Genomic DNA, 26143 nt, shown 5'->3' on the forward strand with positions numbered 1-26143 from the left:
AAAACAACCGTCATTTGACCCGAACAAAGAGACACTGCGAAACCTGCGCGGAGCGATTGGCGGATACTCCGTCGATAACTCAGTCTTGATATTACAATTCAGTAATGAGGGGCCAATTCGCTTGCCGGTGATCAGCAAAGAGACAATATTGTCGCAGACGCGCGGCAATTTGTCCTGCGAACGCCTCTTTCGATAGACCCTGGACCAGCCTCGGTTCCCTCTGGAGACGTGAATGCCATTTTGGAAGCAGTTTATAGTTTGCCTTGTCGTGATTGCTGCCGGCTTTGCTGGATGGGTATACTTTGTGCCGGGAGCTGGCGAGACGCTGCGCAAGGCCGGCTTTTCAAAGGTTTCCAAGCTAGCGCCCGACGAGGCTGTACCGCAGCTGCCGGCCAGCGGAGAAGGGCAGTCGAGGCGTCGCGGTGGCGGAGCCAACGCTCCTGTTCTGGTCGCCACGCAAGCCGTTGTTCGTGGGATCGTCAATGATCGGTTGAGCGCCATCGGCACGGGGGATGCGATCCGCTCTGTCGTGGTGATGCCGCAGGCGAGCGGCACGATCCGCGAAATCCTCATCAAATCGGGCGACAGGATCACCAAGGGGCAGGTCCTTGCGAAACTCGACAGCGAAGAGCAAGTCATCGCTCGCGGTCAGGCGGATGTGGCGCTGAAGAGCGCCATTGAGAAATCCAGTCTCTACCACAACATCAAATCCAGCGTATCGCGCATGGATGTCTTCGATGCCGAAATCGCGGAGCAGGGCGCGCGGCTGCAGCTTCAGGCCGCCGAGCTCAATCTTGAACGCCGCAGCATCGTTGCGCCGATCGATGGCATCGTCGGCATTATCCCTATCAACATCGGCGACAACGTCGCGACAACCACGCCTGTCGCGACGCTCGACGACCGAACGGAAATTCTTGTCGACTATTGGGTGCCCGAGCGCTTCGCCAACACCATCACGGTCGGCCAGCCGGTTGAGGCAACGTCGGTAGCCCGGCCCGGTCGGGTGTTCTCGGGCGCGGTCGAAGCAATCGACAACCGCATCGACGCCGCCAGCCGCACAATGCGCGTACGGGCCCGCATCGACAACGCCTCGGACGAGCTGCGCGCCGGCATGTCCTTCAATGTCGGGATGAAGTTTGGGGGCGACCGATATCCGGCGGTCGATCCGCTTTCGGTCCAATGGGACTCCCAAGGGGCTTTCGTTTGGAAGGTCGTCGACGGCAAGTCCGGCAAGGTGCGGGTCAGTATCGTGCAGCGCAATCCCGACTACATTCTCGTCAAAGCCGATCTGAAGGATGGTGATGCCATCGTCACCGAGGGCCTGCAGCGCGTCCGTGAGGGCGGCGGGGTGCGGGTTGCCGGCGAAGTCGCGTCGAATTCGGAGCCTGCCACGCAATGAACGTGATCGAGATGCAGGACAAGCCGGCTTCCGGCAAACAGACCTTTACCGCGCTGTTCGTCCGGCGCCCCATCCTTGCGCTGGTCTTCAATGCCTTGATGATCGTCGCCGGCCTTGCGGCCTATGCCGGAATCGAAGTGCGCGAACTGCCTGATGTCGATCGGCCCGTCGTGACCGTTCGCACCACTTTCGAGGGTGCGTCGCCGCAGACGATCGACCAGGAACTGACGAAGGTGATCGAGGGCGCGGCGGCTCGCGTCAGCGGCCTCAAGTCGATTTCCTCCAGTTCGCAGTTCGGCCAGAGCCGGGTGACGCTCGAATTCTCGGACTCGATCGATCTTGCCGTCGCGGCAAACGATGTGCGCGACGCCATCGGCCGTATCGCAGATCGTCTTCCCGAGGAGGCAGATGCGCCGCAGATCGTCAAGGCGGATTCCGATTCTCAGCCGATCATGCGACTTGCCGTGACCTCGTCCAAGCTCAACATGGATGACCTGACCCTTCTCGTGGAAAACCAGGTCATCGACCGCCTTGCCTCGGTCGACGGTGTTGCCGATGTCGAGACCTATGGCGACCAAGAGAAAGTGTTTCGTGTCGACGTCAACCAGAGCGAACTTGCCAGTCGCGGGCTGACTGTTGGCGATCTGACGAAGGCGCTGTCGAGCGCTGCCCTCGATATGCCGGCGGGATCGTTGAAGAGCCCGACGCAGACGATCGTCGTGCGTGCGATGGCGAGTCTGCAGACGCCGGAGGATTTCGCCAACGTCATTTTGCAGAACCGCGTGCGCCTCGGCGATGTGGCGAACGTTACGCTCGGACCGCGCGACGGGCAGACGGCACTGCGCTCCAACGGCGTTCCCGGCATCGGTCTCGGCGTCATCCGCCAGGCGCAGTCGAATACGCTGAATATTTCGAACGGCATCAAGGACGCCGTTGCCGAGCTTTCGAAGACGCTTCCCGAGGGCACGCGGATCGCCATCACCAGCGATGATGCCGTCTTCATCCAGGGGGCGATTCATGAGGTCGTGCTGGCGTTGATCCTGGCCGCCGTCATCGTTACCGGCGTGATCTATCTTTTCCTGCGGGATTGGCGCGCGACGATCATCCCTGCCGTCAGCATGCCGGTGGCGCTGATCGGAACCCTTGCGGCCGTCTATCTCGTCGGCTTCTCGATCAACATCCTGACGCTTCTTGCGATCGTGTTGGCCACAGGTCTCGTCGTGGACGACGCGATCGTCGTTCTCGAGAACATTGTGCGCCGCCGATCGGAAGGCACGGGGCCGCGGGCGGCCGCCGTGCTTGGCACACGTGAGGTGTTCTTTGCGGTGATCGCGACGACTGCGACGCTTGCCGCAGTCTTCATTCCGCTGTCCTTCCTGCCGGGGCAGGTGGGCGGCCTGTTCCGCGAATTCGGCTTCGTGCTGGCCTTCTCGGTCGGCCTCTCGTCCATCGTCGCGTTGACCTTGTGCCCGATGCTCGCCTCGCGGATATTGACGAAGGAGATGCTCGAGGACCACGGATTTCTCGGCCGTTTCGGCACCTGGTTCGCTGATACCTACCGGTGGTCGTTGCATGCCTGCCTGAATGCGCCGCTCGTCGTCATCGTCGTTTCCGCGATTTTCGCGGGAGCGGCTGTGCTGGCCTTCTCGACGGTTCGAAGCGAGCTGACGCCGAACGAAGACCGCGCCCTGGTAATGATGCGTTTGACAACACCGCAGGGTTCCAGTCTCGAATATACCCGCGACAAGATGCAGCGGGTTGAAGAGTATCTTCAGCCGCTCGTCGACAGCGGTGATATCAGCAACGTCTTTTCCATCTCCGGGCAAGGCGGGCAGGTCAACAGCGGCTTCATGGTGCTGACGCTGGCTCCGTGGGGTGAGCGCCACCGCACGCAGGCGGAGATTGTCGCCGATATCAACCGGGCGGCCGCAAGGGTTCCAGCCCTGCGCGGCAATGCGATCCAGTCGAACAGCCTGCGCATTCGCGGCGCCGGCAACGGATTGCAGATGGCTCTGGTTGGCAACGATCATGAGGCACTGACGACCGCAGCCGCTCAATTGGTCCAGGCACTCGACGCAAAAGGGCATTACGATGCGCCGCGATTGAGCAATGAGCCGACCCAGGCTCAGGTGTCGGTCACGATCGACCGCGAGCGGGCCTCCGATCTCGGCATCGACATTACCGGCCTCTCAACGGCCATGCAGTCGCTGCTGGAAGGGCGCTCGGTCGTCGATGTTTTCGTCAAGGGTGAAGCCTATCCGGTGCTGCTCACCTCCAACACCCGGCCCATTGACGATCCGACGGATCTAGAGAACGTCTTCCTGAAGACCGGTGATGGCAAGATCGTGCCGATGTCGGTGATCGCGTCGCTGACGGAAAGCTCGGTCGCGCCGCAGCTGAACCGCGAACAGCAGCTCGCCTCGGTGGCGATCACTGCCGGCCTGAAGAACGGTCTCTCGCTCGGAGATGCCGTCAAGGAAGTGACCGAGATCTCCAAATCGGTTCTGCCGCCCGGCGCGCGTCTCGTCCCTCTCGCTGAGGCCGCGACACTGGAAGAGAACTCGAGCGGCATGGCGCTGACCTTCGGCTTTGCCATCGTCATCATCTTCCTGGTTTTGGCCGCGCAGTTCGAAAGCGTGCTGTCATCGGTGATCATCATGTCGACGGTGCCGCTCGGGCTCGCATGCGCCGTCTTCGCACTGATCATCACCGGGTCGAGCCTCAACATCTACAGCCAGATCGGCCTTGTGCTGCTTGTGGGCGTGATGGCGAAGAATGGTATTCTGATCGTCGAATTCGCAAACCAGCTGCGTGATCGCGGCGAGGAGGTGCGCACAGCGATCGAGAAGGCGTGTGCGCTGCGTCTGCGACCCGTGATGATGACGATGATCGCGACCATCCTCGGTGGCGTTCCGCTGGTCTTTGCGCATGGCGCTGGCGCTGAAGCGCGCGTCGCGCTCGGCTGGGTCATTGTCGGGGGGCTCGGTTTTGCGACGCTGGTGACGCTCTACATTACGCCGGTCGCCTACCTGCTTATCGCCCGCTTTGCGAAGCCGCATGCTCACGAAGAGGAGCGCCTCCACGAAGAAATGGCTCACGCATCGCGGCCCCGGGCGCCAAAGGCAGGCCGATTGCAGGCGGCAGAATAGCGCCGCTGCCCTCCGGCCAAACGCTGCGGCTTATAGTTTATGAAAAGTTGTAGGATTGGATGAATTTCCTCTAAACCTTAGATGTTTTTTAAGCATGAGCGGCAATCATTCCGACAAACCGATAGATCCTCCAACGTTTCGGAGGGCCGCCTCGGCGCCGGTGTAAGGCGTTCCCGGACATGAAGGTTCGCGGTACCGGTTTGTTTGTATCAGTCGCGTATTGTTGTGTTCGGAGTACAGTACCTTGACGATTTATCGGCGCACTTCGGTGGATGCCGCGCTGTATGTTTTGCGTGACATCGGTCGCGATATGACCAAGACGCAGAGGCAGGTATCCACCGGCCTCAGAGTGGAAACAGCGTCCGACAACGGCGCCTACTGGGCGATAGGTTCGACGCTGAAAACCGATCAGAAAGCCCAGTCGGCTATTCGCGACGCCCTTGGCCTCGCCGCTGCGACCATGGGCACAGCTTACAATGCCGTCGACAATGCGATCGATCTCGTCAGCGAGATCAAGGCAAAGCTCGTTGCAGCAACCGAGTCCGGCGTCGACAAGGACAAGATCAACACGGATATCGCTCACCTGAAAGATCAACTGCGGTCGGTTGCCCAGTCGGCGGAGTTCAACGGTGACAACTGGGTTGCTATCGAGGGATCGGCGGATCCGTCCAAGCCGAGGCAGGTACCGTCTTCCTTCATCCGTTATTCCGATGGCACGGTAAAGGTCGACATGCTCAGCTATGAGGTCGATCTCGCACCGGTTGGTGCGACCACCTCGAAGGATGCACGTTACCTCATTGATGATCGGGCGACCGGCTCCGGCGAGTATGGCGCTCTCACCTCTCAGTATTTTGCGACAGAGGCCGGCGCTTCGCAAAACTATGTGATGCTGAAGGGCGCCGGCAATACGGCAGGGCAGGTCGAAATTGGGGTTTCCAGCAGCACGACCCAGGCACAGGTGAAAGAGATGATCACCGTCGTCGACATGATGCTGAACCAGATGACGACGGTTGGCTCAGCCTTCGGCGCACTCGAAAAGCGCATTGGCATCCAGAGCGATTTCGCACAATCGTTGGACGATTCCTACGCCCGCGGCATCAGCCGCCTGATCGATGCAGACATGGAAGAGCAGTCAAGCCGGCTGCGGGCCCTGCAAACACAGGAGCAGCTTGGGCTGCAGTCGCTGAACATCGCCAACGCCAGCTACGACAAGGTTCGCCAGCTCTTCCAGAACTTCTAACCGGTTGTCTTGAAAAAGGGTTCGTCGCCCCTATTCCGACGGGCGACATGGCCGCGCAGGCCTGTCACTGTGGCTTGCGATCCGCAGTAGCCGTGCATTTTGCCCAATTTCCAGTATCTGAAGAGCCCTGCTTCATCTTGTTGCCGCAATCCTTAATACTGGTCGCATCAACACCGAATTGGAGATACCGCTGTCCATGATCAAGAAATTCATACTTTTGTCCGTTGCCGCAACTTACCTTAGCGCTTGCACCACGACTGACCCCTATACGGGCGAGCAGAAGATGTCGAACACGTCAGGCGGGGCGCTGCTGGGTGCCGGCGTTGGCGCGCTTGCTGGCCTGGCTGTCGGCGGCTCGCCGGTTGGACGTCGCAACGCCGCGCTGATTGGTGCCGGCGTGGGCGCGCTCGCGGGCGGTGCGGTCGGCAATTACATGGACCAGCAGGAATCCGAACTGCGCGCTCAGCTCCAGGGAACCGGCATATCGGTCACCCGCCGCGGCGACAACATCATCCTCAACATGCCGTCCAACATCACGTTCGATGTTGATCAGGATGCCGTGAAGGCTGGGTTCTACCCGACGCTGAACTCCGTGGCGATCGTCTTGCGCAAGTTCAACCGCACGCTGATCGACGTAAACGGCCACACCGACTCCACCGGCAGCCTGCAGCACAATCAGGATCTGTCGCAGCGCCGCGCGATGTCAGTTGCCGACTATCTCGGCACCCAGGGCATCGATCCGCGCCGCGTTTCGGCCGTCGGCTTCGGACCGTCGCAACCGGTCGCCTCCAACGCCTCGGAAGCCGGCCGCGCCCAGAACCGCCGCGTCGAAATCCAGATCGCGCCTGTCACCCAGAGCTGATCAACATTGCAGTCACGAAAACGGCCGGGCCAACGCCTGGCCGTTTTCGTTATTGGTGCATCGTCGCGCCCTTGGTGATCTTGTCGACGATCTTCTTCTCCGCCCTGATGGCAATGCCGACAACCTTGGCATCATCAGGCGCATACTCGGCAAAGACGGCTCTGTTGGCGGCGTCGTGGCCGGTTGCGAACATCTCCTCGATGAACAGCGAGGAGATTATGCCGCGCTCCAAAGAACGGCGGTGGATCGCCGATAGCGTCTCGCCCTCGGCCGACAAAACGATGATCGGCTGGATGGAAAGCGGATGGTAGAGATTTCCGGCACGATCCTTGTAGGCCTCGCCGATGATCTCGCGATTCTGTCCGGCAAGGCCGCTCATCAGGAAGGCGGTGACATTCAGCTTTTGCCAGGATGCAAGATTGTTTCGCAGAACGATTGCAATTTTGGTATCAAACATTCCAGTCTCTTTTCATGCGGGATTGAAAGTCGCGTTGGATCAGGATGTAAGCAATCACGCCTTCGAAGGTCTTGAACGTTTGTGCATGGAGCCCGGCACAGACGGGATCCTGACCGCACCGGCCTTTCCTGGCATCGAGCGGATCGAGGCGCAATTTTCAGGCAATGCATTCGAGCCGCATCGCCACGATACTTATGCTCTAGGGGTCACGATCAAGGGCGTGCAGACTTTTTCCTATCGAGGCAAGCGGCGCTTCAGCATGCCTGGGCAGGTGATCGTCCTCCACCCCGATGAAGAACATGATGGCGGGGCGGGCACAGATGACGGGCTGCAATATCGTATGCTGTATCTAGAACCGGCGCTGCTGTTCGAATGCCTGGACGCCGAGAAGATCGGGCTGCCGTTCGTCGATGAACCGGTGATCGGGGATCCCATCCTGGCCGAGACATTGCTCGCCGCTCTTGGCGAACTGGATCGCGAACTCGATGAGCTTTTCGTCGATGACTTCGTTTCGCGCGTTGCGGGCGGACTTGCCAAGCATGCAAGGACACCACAGCGCCCGCTCGGCAGCGTGGCGTGGGAGCGCACAAGATTGGCGCGGGACTATCTCGAAGCGCATGCGACGGAAGCTGTGCAGTCCGGCGAATTGGAGGTTGTCACCGGCCTCGACCGTTTTTCCCTCGCGCGGCATTTCAGGGCAGCCTTTGCAACCAGTCCGCATCGGTATCTTCTTATGCGGCGGCTCCAGCAGGCACGCGTCATGATCGGAGCGGGCGAAGGACTTTCCGATGTTGCCGCGGCAACCGGCTTTGCAGATCAGAGCCATCTGACCCGCCATTTCAAGAAGGCCTATGGTATGACGCCTGGCCAATGGGCGGGTCTCAGACGGGTTTTTCCGCAAGGCCGGAGCGGCGCGCGATAAAGCGAGCCAGCATCGGACCGGTAAACAGGATTACGAGGAAGCGGCCGGTTTGCATCGCCATCACGAAGGGCACGTCGACATCGCTGGACGCTGCAATGATGGCGACGGAATCGGCGCCCCCTGGGCTGGTCGCCAGATAGGCCGTGAGCGGATCGACGCCGGCGAACGTGTGCAGGGCAAAGGCCATGCAGCCGCAGATCGACATCAGCAACAGGATGGAGGCAGCCACGCGGGGCAGGGCACGAGCGGCGTGCATGACGATGCCGCGGGTAAAGCGCAGGCCGATATTCCAGCCGATCAGGGCATAGCTGATCGCCAGAAGCCATAGCGGCAGCTCGATCGTCAGCAGACCGAAGCCCTGCAGCAGCGAGCCGAGAACCAAAGGCAGGGTGATCGTACCGCCCTGGATACGAAAGCGGACGGCAACATAAGCTGACAGGCAGGTGAGGGCGATGGTAGCGGCAAGCGCCTGCCAGTCGACTGGAGGGAAGAGGATGAATGCCGGCGGGTTGCCGCCATCGGCGGCAACCCAGAGGCGGGAAACGACCGAGGCGGCCACAGCAACAAAGACCACACGCAGATACTGCATGAAGGCGACGAGGCGGGCGTCGGCACCGTAGGCCTCGGACATGATGACCATTGCGGAAGCGGCGCCGGGAGACGAGCCCCAAACGGCCGTCGTTCCCGGCAAAACCTGCCAGCGTGTCAGCAGCCAGCCAAGGCCTGCCGCCGCGACGATGACGGAAAGGATCATTGCCAGAAAGAGCGGCGCATCGGCCGCCATCGTCTTCAGAATATCGACCGTGATGGTGCGTGCCATCAGGAAGCCCACGAGCGCCTGCCCGAAGAGCAGCGGCCAGCGCAGCACGCGAAGCGATCCCTGGCCTATGGACAAAGCAAGGATGATCGCCCCCACCATCGGACCGATAAGGAGCGAAGCCGGTAGACCGAGCATTTCGAGCCCGACGACAAGCAGGGCCGAGATGCTGAGCAAGACTACCCACAGCGGCAGGCTGGCGTATCGAAGAATGCGGCTGGCATCGTACAACGGCATGATCCCATGCATGTCTTGCCAATGCTGGAACTGCAATCGAGGCGAAGCAGGGTGCAGCACTGGCGGGGAATACGACCGGCCGGAGAAGCCGGAGGACACTGCGCCGATATAGGCGCCAGCCATGGAAGGGGTCAATTGCGAAATCCTATAGGTTTCGCAGTGTTAGAGACTGACGTGCTCCGCCAGGAAATCGAGCAGAGCCCGCACGCGAGCCGGCAACGGACCGCCTTGGCCGATATAGACGGCGTAGAATTCCTCGATGTCGCCTGGATTGATATCCTCAAGAACCGGCACCAGCCTGCCCGCCTCGATATCGGCGCGTACGGTGAAGGTGGCGAGCCGCACGAGGCCCGCTCCTGACACGGCCATGTATCGCATCGCTTCGCCGTCACCAACCTGCACGCCTGGCGTGATCGGCAGCGTGACGGTTTCGCCGTCGTGGCGCAGGGGCCAGCCCTGGACGCTGCGCGCATAAGAAAAACCAATGCGGCGGTGCTGCTTCAGGTTGTCGAGAGATTTCGGCTCACCGAAACGCTTCAGATAGGCCGGCGATGCGACGATGACTTTGCGGGTGACGCCGAGCTTGCGGGCGATCAGGCTGGAGCTCTTCAGCGGTCCGGCGCGGATTGCGACATCGGCTCGATCGTCCACGAGATCGACGATGGCGTCGGTGTGCGAGATGTCGAGTGTGATGGCGGGATGCAGCGCCAGAAAGTCGGAAACCAGCGGCGCAAGGATATGATGGCCGAAAGACGCGCTGGTGTTGATGCGAATGGGACCGGCAGCCTGTTCGCCGGCGGACGCGTAGCGCTCGGCCTCCGCTATGTCCGCAAGGATGGAAACGCTGCGCTCGTAGAAGGCGGAGCCTTCCGTCGTCAGGTGCAGCTTGCGGGTCGAACGGTTGACGAGCCGGGCGCCGAGGCGTGCCTCAAGCCGCGCGACGAGCTTGCTGACGGCGGATGGTGTCATGCGGCAGGCGCGAGCCGCGGCCGTGAAGCCGCCGAGCTCGACGGCGCGCACGAAGACCTCCATTTCGCCGGAGCGATTGATGTCTTGTCGGCTCATGATGAATTCAATTCATGGGTGGTTTTCCTACCGGTAAGCTATATCACTGTAAATTCAGTGTCTATCTCTTCTGAGGACAACAACAGGAGGTGACCGACCATGGAATACAGAAATCTCGGCGCATCCGGCCTCAGGGTGCCGGTCTTGAGTTTCGGCGCAGGAACCTTCGGTGGCGCGGGCCCGCTCTTCGGGGCATGGGGCAATACCGATGCTGCGGAAGCGCGGCGACTGATCGATATCTCGATCGAAGCGGGCGTCAATCTCTTCGACACGGCGGATGTCTATTCGGCCGGTGCCTCCGAGGAGGTCCTTGGCGAGGCGATCGCCGGTCGGCGCGATGCGGTGCTGATCTCGACCAAGATTGCCTTGCCGATGGGCGATGGACCTGCGGATTGGGGAACGTCGCGCGCACGCCTGATCCGCTCCACGGATGAGGCGCTGAAGCGGCTGGGAACGGACTATATCGATCTGCTGCAGCTTCATGCGTTCGACGCCTCGACCCCCATCGAAGAGGTGCTTGCAACGCTGGACGGCCTGATCGCGGCAGGCAAAATCCGCTACATCGGTGTCTCTAATTTCTCGGGATGGCAACTGATGAAGTCGCTCTGCATTGCGCAGAGTCAAGGCCATCCGCGCTATGTTGCCCATCAGGTCTACTATTCCCTCGCAGGTCGCGACTACGAATGGGAACTGATGCCGCTCGCTGCCGACCAGGGCGTAGGCGCGCTGGTATGGAGTCCGCTTGCCTGGGGGCGTCTCACCGGCAAGATCCGACGCGGCCAGCCGCTGCCGGAGGGTAGCCGTCTGCACCAGACGGCCGATTACGGGCCTCCGGTCGATGACCAGAAGCTCTACGATATCATCGATGCGCTCCTGGAGATTTCCGAAGAGACCGGCAAGACCGTTCCGCAGATCGCGCTCAATTGGCTGATTGGCCGTCCGACCGTCGCCAGCGTTATCATCGGTGCGCGCAACGAGGAGCAGCTTCGGAAGAATCTCGGTGCCGTCGGTTGGACTTTGTCGAAGGAGCAGGTGGAAAAGCTCGATAAAGCGAGTGCCGTGACCGCGCCCTATCCGTACTTTCCGTACCGCAGGCAGGAAGCGTTTGCGCGGCTCAATCCGCCGTTGGTCTAAGCGGTGCTCGACAGAGAACCGTTCTTGCCAATCCTGCACTAGACAGGCGCCGTCTCTTGTCCCATACCAACCTGCCTCCGGCAGCGAAGGTGAAGGAGATCAAAGAGATGGCGCTCAAAGATGCAAAAACCGGAACACGGAACGAGGCAGGCATCGCCGCCGCTCTTGGCGTTCTGAAGCAGAGCTTTGGCGAGCGCTTTCAGACCGGCCAAGCCTTTCGCGCACAGCACGCGCACACCACCACCTACATCCCGGCGCAGCTGCCCGACGGCGTGCTTCTTGCCGAGGGCAGTGACGATGTGAAGGCCGCGGTGAAGATCTGCGCCGAACACAAGGTGCCCGTCATTGGCTTCGGCACCGGTTCGTCGCTGGAGGGGCAGGTCAATGCCCCCAATGGTGGCATATCGATCGATTTCAGCCGGATGAACCGGATTCTTGAAGTCAATGCGGAAGATCTCGACTGCACCGTCGAGCCCGGTGTGACCCGTGAGGAGCTCAATACGTATCTCCGCGATACCGGACTGTTTTTCCCCATCGATCCCGGGGCAAATGCCTCTATCGGCGGCATGACCTCGACGCGGGCGTCGGGAACGAATGCCGTGCGCTACGGCACCATGAAGGACAATGTGCTCGCCGTGACGGCGGTCACTGCGACTGGGGAAGAAATCCGCACCGCGCGACGCGCACGCAAGTCGTCCGCCGGCTATGACATGACCCGGCTCTTCGTTGGTGCGGAAGGTACGCTTGGCATTTTGACCTCAGTCACGCTGCGGCTGCAGGGTATCCCGCAGAAGATCGGCGGCGGCGTCTGCGCGTTTCCGACCGTGCGGGCTGCCTGCGATGCGGTGATCATGACCATCCAGATGGGGATTCCCGTTGCCCGCATCGAACTTCTCGATGCCCTGCAAATCCGCGCCTGCAATGCCTATTCAAAGCTGAGCTATGAGGAAAAGCCGACACTTTTCCTTGAGTTTCATGGCACGGACGAAACCGTTGCATTGCAATCGGAAGAGTTTGCCGAGATTGCCGCAGAATGCGGCGGTGGCAAATTCTCATGGACGGTCAACGCCGACGAACGCAGCAAGCTCTGGAAGGCACGGCATGATGCCTACTGGGCATCGCGCGCGCTGGCGCCTGAAATGGCCGCGCTCTCTACGGACGTTTGCGTCCCGATTTCCCGTCTTGCCGATTGCATCGGCGAGACGCAGGCCGATATCGAGGAACATGGTCTGCTGGCGATGATCGTCGGGCATGCCGGTGACGGGAACTTCCATGTGCTCCTGTTGTTTGACGACAAGACGGAGGAGGGCATTGCTGTGGCTGAAGCCTTTGTCGGCCGGCTCAACGCCCGCGCTTTGGCGATGGACGGTACCTGCACCGGAGAGCATGGCATCGGCCAAGGCAAGATGGCATTCCTTGAAGAGGAGCTTGGGGGCACGGTCGACCTCATGCGGCAGGTCAAGAAGGCGCTCGATCCGGATGATATCTTCAATCCGGGCAAGATATTCCACCGTGCCTGAAAACGAACACTCTGTTGCGCTTGTCTCTCAGGCGAGACCGACTGAGAGGGAAATGACCGGGCGTGAGGCGAATTCATCTCGAAATCAAGTAAATAGAGCACGATGTTGCCGGAAAGCTGCTTCACAGCTTTCGGTATCATGCTCTAGTGTCCGCGATGGATTCCCAAATGGAGAATTGTTGAGTTGGTAGGCCGGTTCCTCGTCTTTTTGGGCGGAGTGATTGTCGTGGCGCTGTTCGTGGCGCTGCTGGCGCCGCTGTTTATCGACTGGACGGACTTTCGAAAGAATTTCGAGGATCAGGCGAGCCGGATCATCGGCAAAAAGGTCATCGTCCACGGTGCGGTGGATGCGCGGCTGCTGCCGTTTCCCTCCGTGACCCTGCATGACGTGCGCGTCGGGCAGGAGCTTGACGGATCGCCGATCGTGCAGGTCGAACAGTTCTCGATGGATGCGGAACTCGCGCCATTCCTCTCGGGCGAGGCGCTGATCTTCGACATGCGCGTGGTCAACCCGAAGGTGAAGCTGAGGCTCCTGAAAGACGGCACACTCGACTGGACCCGCGGCAGCCGACCTGAAATTCCAGCCAGGACGGTTATTCTCGAGAATGTACATGTCAGCGGCGGCGATGTTCAGTTCATCGACGATCAGTCGGGACGGTCGCGGCACATTACGGGCCTGAATGCCGAAATGTCGGCGAAGTCGCTTGCCGGTCCATGGCGGATCGAGGGCGATGCGGCTCTGGATGGGGCGCATGGCAGCTTCACGATTGCCAGTAATCAGCTGGATGAGAACGGAATCCTGCGGATGCGCACGCGTCTGCAGCCCGATAAGCAGCCGGTGACGGTCGATCTCGACGGGGAATTGAAGCTGGTCGACCGCAAGCCGAACTATCAGGGAACGGTGTCGGCTTCGATCGAGAACCGAGATGGCAAGAAGGGCGACAAGGCCGATGTGCCTCCGCGATTGAAGGGGAAGTTCGAACTTACCAACGAGAGCGTTCGCATACCGGAATATCGTTTGGAGGTCGGGGCGACAGACGATCCCTACGTCGTCACCGGGGAGGCGACGCTCGATACCGGAAGCAAGCCGCAATTTCTGCTGATTGCGAACGGCCAGCAGATCGATGTCAATCGCATCGGCAATCAAGGTGCGAACGGCAAGACTACCCGTGATGCCGGCGTTTCGGCCCGGCAGCGCTTGAACGCGCTGATCCAGATTGTTTCGCAAGTGCCGGTGCCGCAGGTGCCGGGTAAGGCGAGCGTTCGATTGCCGGCGATCGTGGCGGGAGACACGACAATCCGCGACATTCAGCTCGATGTCGAACCCGCTGGCAAGGGCTGGACGATCGACAATGTGGTCGGCACGCTGCCGGGTCGTACGCAGGTGGAAGGCCAAGGCAAGCTCAATCTGCAGGGGCAGGCATCCTTCGTTGGGCAGATCACAGTGGCATCCAATCAGCCCACTGGCCTTGCGGCCTGGCTTGCAGGCTCCGTCGATCCCGCGATCCGGCAACTGCGGCAGGCGGGTTTTTCCGCAGATGTTAACCTCACGCACGAGCGCCAGACATTCAGCAACCTGGAAATTGCCGTTGGGCAGGCGACGCTCAAGGGCAGGCTGGACCGACAGGTGGTGGCCAATCAGGCGCCGACGCTGGATGTGGCACTTGCCGGCGATGCACTCGATCTGGATGCGCTGCGTGCGCTGACAGGATTGTTCACGGGTCAGGATGCCGGCGACAACGTGCTCGATCACAAAATCAACGCACAGCTCAAGGCCGACAAGTTTACAGCCTTTGGCGTTGAAGCGGCCGATGTCGAGACAAATTTTGCAATTGCCGATGGCGCTCTCGCGGTCGAGAAGCTTTCCGTCAAGAATCTGGCGGGTGCCGAAGTGACCGCGACCGGCCGCGCCGAAGGATCGCTGCTCGACTACAAGGGCTCTGGGGAAATCACCTTCAAATCGGCCGATCCGGGCTCGTTCTTCACGATGCTGAAGCAGCATTTGCCGCCGCATCCGGTCATGGACCGGCTCGTTCGTAACGCCGCGTGGTACACCAATACCGCACTGCGCGGAGCGTTGACGCTCGGTGGTGACGAAGGCGACGGTCTGACCCTGACGTTGGCCGGGGTGAGCAACGGCAGCCGTGTCAATCTTGACTACCGCATGTCGGATCTTCTGGCGCTGACAGGCAAGGGCACGACGAGCCTTGAGGCGACGCTCGAGAACAGCGTCACGTCCATCCTGTTCGGGCAGGCCGGTCTCGATCCGTTGCCGGTCGAAGCCGACGCCAACGGGCGCCTGACTCTCAAGGTGCAGGCAGAGGGAACCGATCCCGCCGACGCACAGCTGACCTTTGCCACCGATCGCACCTCTTTTACAGCCGCCGGGAAGGTCGATGTTCGCCCGCAAGCCTTCATGAACGGACAGCTTGCGGTGTCGCTGGAGAGTGCGGACCTTGATCCGTATCTTGTCATGAACGGTATCGCCGTGCCGCAGATGGGCACCGGCCTGCCGTTCAAGCTGACGACAAACGCGACCATTGATGGCGACAAGATTGCTCTTGCTGACATCGCCGGCCATGCCGCCGACAATGAGTTCAATGGCGCGCTGACCGTTGACCGCAAAGCGGAGAAGACGACGGCAACGGGTGAATTGGCGCTGTCCAAGGCCGATGCCGCGTGGCTCGGAGAAGCCATCTACGGGCCAATGACGGACGCGGCGACTGGCGATCTGTCGGCCGGCGCGCTGGGCTTGCCAGTTTTCAAGGACATGGACGTCACCCTCAAGCTTTCCGCCAAGCAATTCTGGCCCGGTTGGTCGGGTGCTATTTCGGATTTCACCTCTGATGTGGCCTACAAGGGCGACGAACTGCAGCTGAACGGCATCAAGGGCAGCTGGGGTGGCGGCAGCCTCAACGGAAGCCTGCTCTTTACCAATGCCGATGGGACAGGCTTCTTCCAGACCAAGTTGGCGGTGACGGATGCGGATTTGGCTGGTGTCGTGTGGTCACGCGACGGAGCGCCCGTCGCGAATGGCAAGTTCGGGCTGGCACTCTCCACGGAAGCCTCCGGCAAGTCGATGAAGGACATCGTCGGTTCGCTGAACGGCTCCGGCGAGCTTCGGCTTGGGGATACCAGTGTTCGCGGTCTCAATCTCGGCATGCTGGCGCCGTTGCTGGCTGCGACCGATCCGATGCAGGATCAGTTGAATGCCGGCAAGGTTCATCCGATCGTTGAGACATTGCTCAACAACGGCGAGGCGAAACTGCCGCCTGCCGCTATTCCATTCAACGTGACGGATGGGGTTCTGCGCTTTCAGAACGTCAGCGTGACGACCGACCAGGCGACGGTTGTTGGCAACGGCCAGATCGATCTGCCGCAGGAGCGCATCAACGCGTCGCTGAACATTACGCTGAATCTGGGCGGCGAGGTGCTTGCGGGCGCGGAGCCCGCCGTACGCCTCGACTTTTCGGGACTGCTCGCGTCGCCTGGACGAACCATGGATGTCACCGATATCACCGGCTATTTGTCGCTGCGTGCCTTCGAGCGTGAACGCCGGCGTGTCGAGCGTTTGCAGTCAAACGTTCTGGAAAAGCAGCGGTTGCGCCGCGAAGTCGCTCTCTACACGTTCAATGACGCAGAGCGCCAAAAGGCCGCAGCCTTCGAGGCAGAGCGACGGGCCGAAGAGCAGCGTCTGAGAGCTTTGGCCGCACAGGCCGAGCGCGAGAGGCAGGCGGCCGAAGCGAAAGCAAAGGCCGAAGCAGAAGCAAAAATCAAGGCCGATGCCGAAGCACGCGCGAAGGCGGCGGAAGAAAAGGCTGCCACGGATGCTGCGCGACGTGCTCAAGAGCAACTTGCCGTTCCCCCCGAAAACTCTCTCAATTTCAAGACGATACCCGGGTTGCCCGGTGTGCAGATGCCGCAGTAGCGGATTTTTTAGAGTGCTCTCAATGATGGTATTTTCGAGCGAATCTGGTTAGCTGGCGGGCACTGTGACGACTGGAGCCAGAAATACTCGATGAGTCCGACCAGACTTATGTTGGCGCTTGTCGCCGCTGCTTGCGCCTGACGGTTGCCTCGCCGGTCGGTGCTGGGGTCGAGGACAGTATCCCGGCATTCTGGCACAAGAGCACGACCAATGATCCTACCAGCAACTCTCGCAAAATTCACGCGACGGCTCAATACGCCGGTGGCCGGATTGCCGCGGACCGTTACGCTGTCGCTGATGGCGGGGCATGCCTGCAAGGGATCGGCAATAGACGAGGGCGCCGGAACCGCGTTTCTGCAACAGAACGGCTATTTCGATTTGCGCGGCAAAGCCTTTGACGATGCGAATTTTCTGGCACAGACCGAGTTCACACAGTTCGACTTCAGGGAACTTGCACGCCTCTGCGCCGGCATAGACTATCTCTTCGGCAAAGACGGCATTCTTGCAAGGAACGTCGTGTCGAAAGGCCTGGGCGAGCCAAGCTTCCCCTACGATCCGAACAATCCGTACATTCGGGTACCCAGCCCCGCCGAAACCAGGGAAATGACCTAGCTCGCGCGCTTGGATTTCAGCCAGTGAAGGACATGAAGGCGCAGCGCTGAGGAGAGGTTGCTCTCCGGCTGCCGTTGATCGTCAATATCGCAGATCAGGGCTGCGAGCGGGACGGCGCGCGCCTTGGCAATCGCGTTCAGCTCGGTCCAGAATTCGTCTTCCAGGGAAAAGCTGGTGCGGTGGCCGTGCAGAGTAGCGGAGTGCTTGCGGATCATCGCCGGGCTTCAGAATTCGATCCAACGTGCTGACGAAATGATTCCAGAAAACCAGCCAACTGACTGATGCGAGAATCTTTTTCGTTTCTTAAGACGCTCATATGTCGTCTTCGGATTTCTCGATCCGGCCTTGCTGATGAGAGCGTTCGGCCTTCTCATTGAGTGCCTTCGTGAGCTGTTTTTCGGCCTTGGTGCGGCCGAAAGAAATGCGGTTTTGCTCCGCCTGTTTCTCTTTCTCGGCGCGGGTCTGCTTCTTTTTGAACTGACGCAGATTGACGACTTCGGCGGTCACGGGCTGGCCTCGATCGGAATTGAAAGAAGGGGAGAAATTGCTTCCCTTCGTTTTACTGTTTCTTTCGGAAGGCGTCGAGCGAGACGACCGAACCAGGCTTCTTCTCCTCGCCATCCGCCTTGCTGGCGGGCGTTTCCTCGGCCTTCTCGGCCGAGACCGGATAAGCAGTGATTTCGGCGTCCGGAAGCTCGTCGCCGTCAGCGAGAGGTACGTCGAATTCCAGCTCGAAGTTGACGGAGGGATCGTAGAAGCCACGGATAGCGTTGAACGGAATAAACAGCTTCTCCGGAACGTCCGAGAAGGAAAGGCCGATCTCGAAGGTAGTCTCAGTGATCTTCAACTCCCAGAACTGGTGCTGAATGACGATTGTCATTTGTTCCGGATATTTCGACTTCAGGTGCTGCGAAATGCGAACACCCGGCGCGCCCGTAAGAAAGGTAATGAAGAAATGATGCTCGCCCGGCAGGCGGCCCGTCGCGGCAACTTCAGACAAAACCTTGCGGATGACGCCACGCAGTGCGTCCTGTGCCAGAATGTCGTAACGGATGTGATCCTGCCCCATGCTTTCCTGTCTTTCTTTAGGTTCGGACTCGTTCCCAAGGCTATATGGCATGCCAAGACGCACTGGAAAAGGCCTGAGCCGATTCATGCTTGACCAAACCATACATGATTTGCGCGCAAGGGAGAAGGTGAAGGCTTCTGTTGCCAGGTGCCTTCGGACCCCGCCTAGAGGTGCGAACCACTAGGGCTTTATTTGAAGTGTCACACCGCGATTAAGCAGCGAGACGAGCTTCCGCATAGTTGTCGTTTGCAACTACAATTTTAGCCCGATAACGGCGGTACAATGCCGAGCAAAAAGACGATCTTTACACCCTTGTCGATCCTGTTTCGCCCCCATCAAAAGCCGGCCATCTCATTGCAAGGCCGCCGGTTTTTGGTGGAGGCGCCGGGTACCGCCCCCGGGTCCAATAGGTTTATTACACCGCTCATTTATCGCCATAGCCGATCCGAAGACCGGCATGGCTGATATAGTGTTTTCCGTTTCGTATGGGAAGAGCCATCGTCACAAAACCGTGTCGTAACCGAGCAGGAAAGGGAAAAGGTTGCTGGCCGCTCTAGGAGATGGCTTTCGGATCATTGAAGACACCACGCTTCTTGAGCAGACTGACCATTCCGGTCGCGGCTCCCACGACGGCAATAACGAAGCCAAGAAGAGAGATGTAAGGCAGAGGCAGCGCATGGGCTGCACCTGCAACCCGGTAGATCTCGATCAGAAGAACAGCCAGCAGCGCGGCAGAGACAGTGGAATAGTCCTTCGCGATGACTCGCTTCACATTGAAGACCATCCCGTGGGTTGCCTGCGCAAAGTTGCTGAAACGAAGCATCCAGCGAGGGACGTCCGCGCAGTAGGCCCGGTATGCATCTCCAAACTTGTCTTCGAGGAACGCTTCTTCGGCATAGACGATGCATTGGTAGATGAACACGAAGAGAGCTATGCCGACAATCACGACGGTCGGATTTCCGTGCAGCAGGAAGACCCCTGCGTAGACCAGCGTGTTTCCGACATAGAGTGGATTGCGGCAAACACCGAACATGCCTTCCGTCACGAGGTCGCTGGCGTAGACGCGCTTCTTCAAACCGCCCCGCTGGATATAGGCGTAGCCGATCACCGTTGCCCGCAGGGCAAGGCCGCAAAACACGATCAGAAGCGCGATCACGTCTTTGACACGCTCGGCCGCAACGCTTCCGCCAATTTCCGCCGGTGGCGGCGACATCAGAAACAGGGCGACAATTATGAGCGGAAACACCTGGTTACGGTACTTGAAGAAGAAGTTCCCGATGTGGATCATGGTTGCTTTCATGTTGGCGCCCAGCCTCACTTGACGGCGACGATGCCGCAGAAATTGTACCAGCGGAAAAAGACCTCTACGCTGCGAAAGCCGACTTCCTTCAGAAGCTGCATGTTCTCTTCCAGACGATAGGGGATAAGCACGTTTTCGAGTGCTTCGCGCTTTTGCGATATCTCGATTTCGGAGTAGCCGTTTCGTCGCTTGAAGTCGTAATAGTGCTGGATGAACAGGCGGTTGAAGGCGGTATCCTCGCTGGTCAACTTCTCGACAAGCAGCAGGCAACCCTGATCGTTCAGGCCGGAGAAGATCATCCTCATCACGCGCTCGCGAAACAGCGGGCGAATGAACTGCAGCGTCAGCAGCATGGTTACGACGCTGGCGTTCTCCATATAGAGACCCTGGTGAAGATCGACGACTTTCAGATCCATCGGGCGCTGCGTGTCTGCATGCTGGATTTTCTGTGCCGCTTTTTCCAGCATGTCAGGAGCATTGTCGACGCCGATGAAATTGACGGTCGGATCGATCACTCGGTCGAGGGTGAGCAACGTGGTCGCCGTCGAACAGCCGATGTCGTAGAGATTGGTCTTCGGTTTGGCGTAGTCCTGCGCCAGCTCGCAGACCATGCGCTGCATTTCTTCGTAATACGGCACGGATCGGCTGACCATGTCGTCGAAAACATCGGCGACCTTCGCATTGAATGTGAAGTCGCCGATGGGCTGATCCTGCTGGGCGAATACTTCGTCGCGCCGCTCTGCTCGTAGCTGCAATCGTACTGGGCTCTCGGCCATCATTTCCCCCAAAACGTGCGGCTGGCCCCAAGGGTGGTCGGCGACATTGCCGCCAGCATCCTGATAATGCTGATTCCCCGTGGAGCGCCCCCGCGCCGAGCACAGGGAGACATGTGAAGCTGACGATAACCTGAAAGTGCTCCGCGTCGCGGTTGCATCCTGACAGGCAGGGGCGGAGATTTGCCGGGATAAAGACAGCGCGGCGATTGGTTTCGATGGTCAAAGCGCCTAAATAGGTAAGGAACGGAATCGGCGGCGGACTATGAAGCAGTATCTCGATCTCTTGAAGCATGTGATGGAACACGGAACAGATCGCGGGGACCGCACGGGCACGGGCACACGTTCCGTATTCGGCTATCAGATGCGGTTCGACCTGCAGGAAGGCTTTCCGGTTCTGACGACCAAAAAGCTGCACCTGCGTTCCATTATCTACGAACTTCTCTGGTTCCTGCGCGGCGACACCAATATCGGCTACCTCAAGGATAATGGCGTATCGATCTGGGACGAATGGGCCGACGAGAACGGCAACCTCGGACCGGTCTACGGCGCTCAGTGGCGCTCCTGGCCAGCTCCCGATGGCGGTCATATCGACCAGATCGCCAATCTCGTTGCTGGCATCGTCAAGAATCCGAATTCGCGCCGGCATATCGTTTCGGCGTGGAATCCAGCTGAGGTGGATGAGATGGCGTTGCCGCCGTGCCATTGCCTGTTCCAGTTCTACGTCGCCGACGGAAAGCTTTCCTGCCAGCTCTATCAGCGCTCTGCCGACATCTTCCTCGGCGTGCCCTTCAACATCGCCTCGTATGCACTGCTGACTTTGATGGTGGCGCAGGTGACGGGGCTGAAGCTCGGCGATTTCGTCCACACGCTCGGCGATGCGCACCTCTATCACAACCACTTCGAGCAGGCGAAACTGCAGCTCACTCGTACGCCGAAGCCGTTGCCGTTCATGCGGATCAACGCGGAAGTGAAAGATATCTTCGGCTTCATGTTCGATGATTTCGAGCTGATCGGCTATGAGGCCGATGCCAGCATCAAGGCGCCGATCGCGGTCTGACCAGGGACATCCATGTCGGGAATTCGCAAGACCATCGTGGTTGCCGTCTCCAAGAACGGCATCATCGGGCGAGACGGGGACATGCCCTGGCGGCTATCCACCGATCTCAAGCGATTCAAGGCGCTGACGCTGGGCAAACCCGTCATTATGGGTCGAAAGACCTATGACTCGATCGGCAAACCGTTGCCTGGACGCGCGAATGTTGTCATCTCGCGCCAGGCGACTGCGATCGACCATCGGGATGTGCGCATGGCCGGTTCGCTGAACGAAGCCGTCACTCGTGCCGAGGAAATTGCCACGCAGAGTGGCGAGGGCGAAATCTGCATCGTCGGTGGTGGCCAAATATACGCGCAGGCCATCAATCTGGCCGATCGGCTGTGTGTGACGCACGTTGAAACCTTCGTTGAAGGCGACACCTCGTTTCCCGCGATTGACCCGACGCTCTGGAAGGTGACGGAGACGATCGATGTGCCAGCAGGCGACAAGGATAACTATCCTACGAGATTCGTCGTCTACGACAGGCGTTAAACGCTGAAAACCAACTATTTTCCAATAAATATCGCCAAGTTCCTCATGCTGCGTTGAAAGCCGCTGCGGCGATACCTATAACGGTCACCATCGCCAATATCCGCCGCCCCCGCGGGTTGGGCGATCGAGAGTTTAACGAATAACGAGGTTTTGATGCCCTGGAGCAATCAGAATGGCGGCGGCGGCCCTTGGGGCGGCGGCGGCGGTAACAATCAGGGACCATGGGGGCAAGGACCCAATCGCCCACGCGGGGGCGGCAAGGGCGGACCGCCCGATCTCGAGGATATCATCCGGCGCGGACAGGATCAGCTGCGCAACATTGTGCCCGGCGGGTTCAACGGCGGCGTGCTCGTCATTGTCGCTGCGATTTTAGTGGTGTTCTGGCTCTTCCAGTGCATCTACATCGTCCAGCCGGATGAGCGCGGCGTCGAATTGCGTTTCGGCAATCCGAAGGAAGAGATTTCCACACCTGGCCTGCATTTCCACTTATGGCCGATGGAAACCGTCGAAATCGTCAAGGTGACGATGCAGCAGCAGAACATCGGCGCCGCATCGACGTCCTCCTCTTCGCCGAGCGGCCTGATGCTTTCCGGCGACCAGAACATCCTGAACGTTCAATTCTCCGTCTTCTTCACGGTCAGCGATCCCAAGGCCTATCTTTTCAACGTCGAGAATCCGGCCGAAACCCTGCAGCAGGTCGCCGAAAGCGCCATGCGCGAAGTCGTCGGTCGCCGTCCTGCCCAGGACGCGTTCCGTGACAATCGTCAACCGATCGAGACCGAAGTCGCCAATATCGTCCAGGGAACTATGGACCGTTACAGGGCTGGTATCTCCATCGGCGCCGTGACGATCCAGGACGTGGCGCCGCCGCGCGAAGTTGCAGATGCCTTCGAAGAAGTGCAGCGTGCCGACCAGGACAAGCAGCGACTGGTCGAAGAGGCCAATCAGTACGCCAACCAGAAGCTCGGTCAGGCGCGCGGTGACGCCGCCCAGATCCGTGAAGCCGCGGCAGCCTACAAGAACCGCGTCGTCAAGGAAGCTGAAGGTGAGGCGCAGCGCTTCGCGTCGATCAACGAACAATACGCGAAGGCGCCTGATGTCACCCGGACGCGCCTCTTCCTCGAAACGATGGAGCAAGTCCTGAAGAATTCCAAGAAGGTCGTGATCGACGAGAAGCAGGGGGTTGTGCCTTATCTGCCGCTGAACGAGATCGGCAAACCGGCACAGCAGGGAGGTTGAGCCATGACATCGAACAGGCTTCCTCTCATTCTTGGCATCCTCGCCGTCGTTTTGGTTGCGCTCTACTCTTCGGTCTTCGTGGTGAACGCGCGTGAGCAGGCAATCGTTGTCCGCTTCGGCCAGATCCAGTCGGTAAAGACCGAACCGGGTATTTACTTCAAGCTGCCGTTTGCCTTCATGGATGCCGACCGCGTCCAGATCGTCGAAAGACAGGCACTCCGCTTCGATCTCGACAACATTCGCGTCCAGGTTCGCGGTGGCGCGACCTTCGATGTCGATGCCTTCGTGGTCTATGACATCAGAGACGTGCGCAAGTTCCGCGAAACCGTCTCGGGCGATCGCGAGGCAGCGGAAGCGCGCCTTCGTACCCAGCTCGATTCTTCGCTACGCCGTGTCTACGGTCTGCGCGACTTCGATGCTGCGCTGTCGGAAGAGCGTGTGGCGATGATGCTTGAGGTTCGCGACGATCTGCATCGCGATGCCGAAGACCTCGGCCTCAACATTCAGGACGTGCGCATCCGTCGCACGGATCTGACGCGCGAAGTTGCACCGAAGACCTATGACCGCATGCGCGCCGAGCGTCTTGCCGAAGCTGAACTCCTGCGCGCCCAAGGTACGGAAGAGGGCCAGCGCCGCCGGGCTATCGCAGACAGGCAGGTGGTCGAGATCACTGCCGATGCGCAGCGTGATTCCGAAATCCTGCGCGGCCAAGGCGATGCCGATCGGAACCGGTTGTTTGCCGATGCCTTCAGCAAGGATCCCGCCTTCTTCGAGTTCTATCGCTCGATGGCCGCCTATTCCACGGCTCTGACTTCTCAGGACACGACACTGGTGATCTCGCCAAACTCGCAGTTCTTCCGTTTCTTCAACGACGCAAGCGGTGCGCCACGAAACGCATCGCCGGCAATGCCGACCGCACCGGCGAACTGATCGGCGCATCGCGACCTGCAAAAAACACGAAGGGCCGGCGGCTTTGCCGGCCCTTTTTGCATTGCGACATGATGGTGGCGAGCGCGGCGGGTAGATTGCGCGGGATTTCGCGAAAAGGTGATTTCACCCTCCATCATTCCGCCTTATGCTGGTGCTCAGAGTGCGTTTTATTTGAAATGAGGATGCTTGATGGCCCCGACGACCCGCCCGACCTTCAGACGATCGCTCGCTCTCCTGGCCGGCGCCGCACTTCTGGCTAACATTGGGTTCACAGGCGCGGTCCACGCACAGGGCACGCCGCCGATGAACGGGCCGGCATCTGTTGCCGATCTCGCCGAAGGGCTTCTCAACGCCGTCGTGAACATTTCGACGTCACAGAATGTCAAGGACGACGAGGGCGTTGGTCCGGCACCGCGCGCGCCTGACGGTTCGCCCTTCCAGGAATTCTTCAACGACTTCTTCAACAAGCAGAAGGGCAATAAGGGCGGCAACCACAACGTCAATTCGCTGGGTTCCGGATTCGTCATCGATCCGCAAGGCTACATCGTCACGAACAATCACGTGATTGAGGGGGCTGACGACATCGAAGTCAATTTCGCCGATGGCACCAAGCTGAAGGCGAAGCTGATCGGGACCGATACGAAGACCGATCTTTCTGTCCTGAAGGTCGAGCCGAAGGCACCGCTGACGGCCGTCAAATTCGGTGATTCCAGTGGGATGCGCATCGGCGACTGGGTCATGGCGATCGGCAACCCCTTCGGCTTCGGTGGGTCCGTGACCGTCGGCATCATTTCGGGACGTGGACGCAACATCAACGCCGGCCCCTACGACAATTTCATCCAGACGGATGCGGCCATCAACAAGGGCAATTCCGGTGGTCCGCTTTTCAACATGAAGGGTGAGGTTATCGGCATCAACACAGCGATCATTTCGCCGAGCGGCGGATCGATCGGTATCGGCTTCTCGGTGCCGTCGGAACTGGCGGCTGGTGTCGTTGAGCAGTTGCGCGAGTTTGGCGAGACGCGCCGCGGCTGGCTCGGCGTGCGTATCCAGCCGGTTACCGACGATGTTGCCGACAGCCTCGGCCTTTCGAGCGCCAAGGGCGCGCTGGTGGCCGGCGTCATCAAGGGCGGTCCGGTCGATGACGGCTCGATCAAGGCGGGCGATGTCATTCTGAAGTTCGACGGCAAGCCGGTCAATGAGATGCGCGACCTGCCGCGCGTCGTGGCAGAAAGCCCGGTCGGCAAGGAAGTGGACGTCGTCGTACTTCGCGAAGGCAAGGAGCAGACCGTGAAGGTGAAGCTCGGCCGCCTTGAAGATAGTGATCAGGCCGCCTCGAACGATGCCGATTCCAACAAGGGTGTAATCAATCCGGATCCTGATGAAAATCAGGATATGGACGAGCCGGATGACCAGCAGAGCCAGCCAATGCCGGATGGCAAGGGCAAGGCGGACCAGGCAACGCCGGATGCAACGAATCCTAAGAATGTACTCGGCCTCTCGCTTTCGGAGCTCAGCGCCGAGACGCGCAAGACCTTCGGCATTGCCGAAAGCGTTGACGGCGTGCTCGTCGCTGAGGTCGCGCCTGGCTCGCTGGCGGCTGAAAAGGGCTTGAAGCCCGGCGACGTGATCGTCGAGGTGGCGCAGGAGTTCATGCGTTCGCCGGAGGCTGTTGCCGCGAAGGTGCAGTCGCTGAAGCAGGAAGGGCGGCGCAATGCACAGATGATGATCGCGTCGGCGAATGGCGACCTGCGTTTTGTGGCGGTGCCGATGGAATAACAAGACGCGGGTGGTTCATCGTTTCAGGAATTGCTGAACGGTCCCGTCTTCCCATGTCTGCGTCAGCGACGACGGCAGACGCGGCGACGTTTTCCAAGGTCTCTAGCGCGCATCGACAATCGGC

Annotated in this window: 22 protein-coding genes and 1 other RNA gene; 14 read left to right on the forward strand and 9 right to left on the reverse strand. The window is 59.9% G+C overall.

Annotated elements, in window-relative coordinates:
* The first annotated feature begins 232 nt into the window (after nucleotides 1-232).
* From BSG20_RS21550 to BSG20_RS21565, 4 genes are all read left to right on the forward strand, one after another.
* Nucleotides 233-1399: an efflux RND transporter periplasmic adaptor subunit gene (locus BSG20_RS21550; protein WP_072378359.1), complete on the forward strand. Its 1167-nt coding sequence runs from the start codon at nucleotides 233-235 to the stop codon at nucleotides 1397-1399.
* Nucleotides 1396-4548, forward strand: a complete 3153-nt coding sequence (locus tag BSG20_RS21555) for an efflux RND transporter permease subunit (protein ID WP_072378357.1) — start codon at nucleotides 1396-1398, stop codon at nucleotides 4546-4548. Before BSG20_RS21550 ends, BSG20_RS21555 begins: the two co-directional genes overlap by 4 nt.
* A gap of 244 nt (nucleotides 4549-4792) precedes the next feature.
* On the forward strand, nucleotides 4793-5788 hold the full coding sequence (locus BSG20_RS21560) for a flagellin N-terminal helical domain-containing protein (RefSeq protein ID WP_072378355.1): 996 nt from the start codon (nucleotides 4793-4795) through the stop codon (nucleotides 5786-5788).
* A 196-nt stretch (nucleotides 5789-5984) separates the two neighbouring features.
* A complete protein-coding gene (locus tag BSG20_RS21565) occupies nucleotides 5985-6650 on the forward strand; it encodes a YiaD family glycine zipper/OmpA-like lipoprotein (RefSeq protein WP_072378353.1) in 666 nt (221 codons plus the stop codon).
* 49 nt (nucleotides 6651-6699) lie between these two features.
* Here the strand turns inward: BSG20_RS21565 and BSG20_RS21570 are convergent, their stop codons facing one another.
* Nucleotides 6700-7107 (reverse strand): DUF2000 family protein, encoded by a 408-nt coding sequence (locus tag BSG20_RS21570; protein WP_072378351.1) that lies wholly within the window; start codon nucleotides 7105-7107, stop codon nucleotides 6700-6702.
* An 85-nt stretch (nucleotides 7108-7192) separates the two neighbouring features.
* Here BSG20_RS21570 and BSG20_RS21575 point away from each other — a divergent pair, with 85 nt between their 5' ends.
* The gene (locus BSG20_RS21575; RefSeq protein WP_093041336.1) at nucleotides 7193-8029 is read left to right on the forward strand and encodes an AraC family transcriptional regulator; all 837 of its coding nucleotides are present in this window, start codon (nucleotides 7193-7195) and stop codon (nucleotides 8027-8029) included.
* Here BSG20_RS21575 and BSG20_RS21580 read toward each other — a convergent pair.
* Together BSG20_RS21580 and BSG20_RS21585 are read right to left on the reverse strand one after the other, a co-directional pair.
* Entirely contained in the window at nucleotides 7989-9083 is a 1095-nt protein-coding gene (locus BSG20_RS21580) for an AbrB family transcriptional regulator (RefSeq protein WP_072378408.1), read from the reverse strand. The two genes, BSG20_RS21575 and BSG20_RS21580, sit on opposite strands and share 41 nt — an antisense overlap.
* Nucleotides 9084-9245: 162 nt before the next feature.
* Nucleotides 9246-10148, reverse strand: a complete 903-nt coding sequence (locus tag BSG20_RS21585) for a LysR family transcriptional regulator (protein WP_072378346.1) — start codon at nucleotides 10146-10148, stop codon at nucleotides 9246-9248.
* A gap of 99 nt (nucleotides 10149-10247) precedes the next feature.
* On the opposite strand from BSG20_RS21585, the gene BSG20_RS21590 reads away from it, so the two are divergent.
* The 4 genes from BSG20_RS21590 (at nucleotide 10248) to BSG20_RS21605 (ending at nucleotide 17341) form a co-directional block, all read left to right on the forward strand.
* Entirely contained in the window at nucleotides 10248-11282 is a 1035-nt protein-coding gene (locus BSG20_RS21590; RefSeq protein WP_072378344.1) for an aldo/keto reductase, read from the forward strand.
* A gap of 107 nt (nucleotides 11283-11389) precedes the next feature.
* Nucleotides 11390-12802, forward strand: coding sequence for an FAD-binding oxidoreductase (locus BSG20_RS21595; RefSeq protein WP_072378342.1), 1413 nt, complete (start codon nucleotides 11390-11392; stop codon nucleotides 12800-12802).
* Between the two features lie 183 nt (nucleotides 12803-12985).
* A complete protein-coding gene (locus tag BSG20_RS21600; RefSeq protein WP_072378340.1) occupies nucleotides 12986-16729 on the forward strand; it encodes an AsmA family protein in 3744 nt (1247 codons plus the stop codon).
* 210 nt (nucleotides 16730-16939) lie between these two features.
* On the forward strand, nucleotides 16940-17341 hold the full coding sequence (locus tag BSG20_RS21605) for a hypothetical protein (protein WP_244541374.1): 402 nt from the start codon (nucleotides 16940-16942) through the stop codon (nucleotides 17339-17341).
* Here BSG20_RS21605 and BSG20_RS21610 read toward each other — a convergent pair.
* From BSG20_RS21610 to cmoA, 6 genes are all read right to left on the reverse strand, one after another.
* Nucleotides 17338-17556 carry a ribbon-helix-helix domain-containing protein gene (locus BSG20_RS21610; protein ID WP_072378338.1) on the reverse strand — a complete coding sequence of 73 codons (219 nt, stop codon included), beginning with the start codon at nucleotides 17554-17556 and terminating at the stop codon, nucleotides 17338-17340. The genes BSG20_RS21605 and BSG20_RS21610 overlap by 4 nt on opposite strands.
* 97 nt (nucleotides 17557-17653) lie before the next feature.
* Nucleotides 17654-17848, reverse strand: coding sequence for a DUF4169 family protein (locus BSG20_RS21615; RefSeq protein WP_072378336.1), 195 nt, complete (start codon nucleotides 17846-17848; stop codon nucleotides 17654-17656).
* 52 nt (nucleotides 17849-17900) lie between these two features.
* Nucleotides 17901-18410 carry an SspB family protein gene (locus tag BSG20_RS21620; protein ID WP_072378334.1) on the reverse strand — a complete coding sequence of 170 codons (510 nt, stop codon included), beginning with the start codon at nucleotides 18408-18410 and terminating at the stop codon, nucleotides 17901-17903.
* Nucleotides 18411-18536: 126 nt separating this feature from the next.
* Nucleotides 18537-18906: a transfer-messenger RNA gene (gene ssrA / locus BSG20_RS21625) on the reverse strand.
* Nucleotides 18907-18963: 57 nt separating this feature from the next.
* Entirely contained in the window at nucleotides 18964-19698 is a 735-nt protein-coding gene (locus tag BSG20_RS21630; RefSeq protein ID WP_072378332.1) for a methyltransferase, read from the reverse strand.
* Nucleotides 19699-19724: 26 nt separating this feature from the next.
* Nucleotides 19725-20489 carry a carboxy-S-adenosyl-L-methionine synthase CmoA gene (cmoA, locus tag BSG20_RS21635; RefSeq protein WP_244541373.1) on the reverse strand — a complete coding sequence of 255 codons (765 nt, stop codon included), beginning with the start codon at nucleotides 20487-20489 and terminating at the stop codon, nucleotides 19725-19727.
* A gap of 259 nt (nucleotides 20490-20748) precedes the next feature.
* Between cmoA and BSG20_RS21640 the strand changes: the two genes are divergently transcribed.
* The 5 genes from BSG20_RS21640 to BSG20_RS21660 all read left to right on the forward strand — a co-directional run bounded on the left by BSG20_RS21640 (nucleotide 20749) and on the right by BSG20_RS21660 (nucleotide 26019).
* A complete protein-coding gene (locus tag BSG20_RS21640; RefSeq protein WP_072378327.1) occupies nucleotides 20749-21543 on the forward strand; it encodes a thymidylate synthase in 795 nt (264 codons plus the stop codon).
* A 12-nt stretch (nucleotides 21544-21555) separates the two neighbouring features.
* Complete coding sequence (locus BSG20_RS21645; protein ID WP_072378325.1) at nucleotides 21556-22071, forward strand: dihydrofolate reductase; 516 nt, start codon at nucleotides 21556-21558, stop codon at nucleotides 22069-22071.
* 153 nt (nucleotides 22072-22224) lie between these two features.
* Nucleotides 22225-23310 carry an FtsH protease activity modulator HflK gene (gene hflK, locus BSG20_RS21650; protein WP_024313572.1) on the forward strand — a complete coding sequence of 362 codons (1086 nt, stop codon included), beginning with the start codon at nucleotides 22225-22227 and terminating at the stop codon, nucleotides 23308-23310.
* A gap of 3 nt (nucleotides 23311-23313) precedes the next feature.
* Complete coding sequence (gene hflC / locus BSG20_RS21655) at nucleotides 23314-24240, forward strand: protease modulator HflC (protein ID WP_072378323.1); 927 nt, start codon at nucleotides 23314-23316, stop codon at nucleotides 24238-24240.
* A 189-nt stretch (nucleotides 24241-24429) separates the two neighbouring features.
* Complete coding sequence (locus BSG20_RS21660; RefSeq protein ID WP_072378321.1) at nucleotides 24430-26019, forward strand: DegQ family serine endoprotease; 1590 nt, start codon at nucleotides 24430-24432, stop codon at nucleotides 26017-26019.
* The last annotated feature ends 124 nt before the right edge of the window (nucleotides 26020-26143 follow it).

The sequence above is a fragment of the Rhizobium tibeticum genome (assembly GCF_900110205.1).
Taxonomy (GTDB): Bacteria; Pseudomonadota; Alphaproteobacteria; order Rhizobiales; family Rhizobiaceae; genus Rhizobium; species Rhizobium tibeticum.

Excerpts from the sequence above, each read along its gene's own strand:
- BSG20_RS21660 (WP_072378321.1), top strand. The coding sequence starts at position 24,430 with ATGGCCCCGACGACCCGCCCGACCTTCAGACGATCGCTCGCTCTCCTG.
- BSG20_RS21585 (WP_072378346.1), bottom strand. The coding sequence starts at position 10,148 with ATGAGCCGACAAGACATCAATCGCTCCGGCGAAATGGAGGTCTTCGTG.
- BSG20_RS21595 (WP_072378342.1), top strand. The coding sequence starts at position 11,390 with ATGGCGCTCAAAGATGCAAAAACCGGAACACGGAACGAGGCAGGCATC.
- BSG20_RS21575 (WP_093041336.1), top strand. The coding sequence starts at position 7,193 with ATGGAGCCCGGCACAGACGGGATCCTGACCGCACCGGCCTTTCCTGGC.
- BSG20_RS21565 (WP_072378353.1), top strand. The coding sequence starts at position 5,985 with ATGATCAAGAAATTCATACTTTTGTCCGTTGCCGCAACTTACCTTAGC.
- hflC (WP_072378323.1), top strand. The coding sequence starts at position 23,314 with ATGACATCGAACAGGCTTCCTCTCATTCTTGGCATCCTCGCCGTCGTT.
- BSG20_RS21610 (WP_072378338.1), bottom strand. The coding sequence starts at position 17,556 with ATGATCCGCAAGCACTCCGCTACTCTGCACGGCCACCGCACCAGCTTT.
- BSG20_RS21555 (WP_072378357.1), top strand. The coding sequence starts at position 1,396 with ATGAACGTGATCGAGATGCAGGACAAGCCGGCTTCCGGCAAACAGACC.
- cmoA (WP_244541373.1), bottom strand. The coding sequence starts at position 20,489 with ATGATGGCCGAGAGCCCAGTACGATTGCAGCTACGAGCAGAGCGGCGC.
- BSG20_RS21580 (WP_072378408.1), bottom strand. The coding sequence starts at position 9,083 with ATGCCGTTGTACGATGCCAGCCGCATTCTTCGATACGCCAGCCTGCCG.
- BSG20_RS21640 (WP_072378327.1), top strand. The coding sequence starts at position 20,749 with ATGAAGCAGTATCTCGATCTCTTGAAGCATGTGATGGAACACGGAACA.
- BSG20_RS21620 (WP_072378334.1), bottom strand. The coding sequence starts at position 18,410 with ATGGGGCAGGATCACATCCGTTACGACATTCTGGCACAGGACGCACTG.
- hflK (WP_024313572.1), top strand. The coding sequence starts at position 22,225 with ATGCCCTGGAGCAATCAGAATGGCGGCGGCGGCCCTTGGGGCGGCGGC.
- BSG20_RS21605 (WP_244541374.1), top strand. The coding sequence starts at position 16,940 with ATGATCCTACCAGCAACTCTCGCAAAATTCACGCGACGGCTCAATACG.
- BSG20_RS21570 (WP_072378351.1), bottom strand. The coding sequence starts at position 7,107 with ATGTTTGATACCAAAATTGCAATCGTTCTGCGAAACAATCTTGCATCC.
- BSG20_RS21550 (WP_072378359.1), top strand. The coding sequence starts at position 233 with ATGCCATTTTGGAAGCAGTTTATAGTTTGCCTTGTCGTGATTGCTGCC.
- BSG20_RS21645 (WP_072378325.1), top strand. The coding sequence starts at position 21,556 with ATGTCGGGAATTCGCAAGACCATCGTGGTTGCCGTCTCCAAGAACGGC.
- BSG20_RS21630 (WP_072378332.1), bottom strand. The coding sequence starts at position 19,698 with ATGATCCACATCGGGAACTTCTTCTTCAAGTACCGTAACCAGGTGTTT.
- BSG20_RS21590 (WP_072378344.1), top strand. The coding sequence starts at position 10,248 with ATGGAATACAGAAATCTCGGCGCATCCGGCCTCAGGGTGCCGGTCTTG.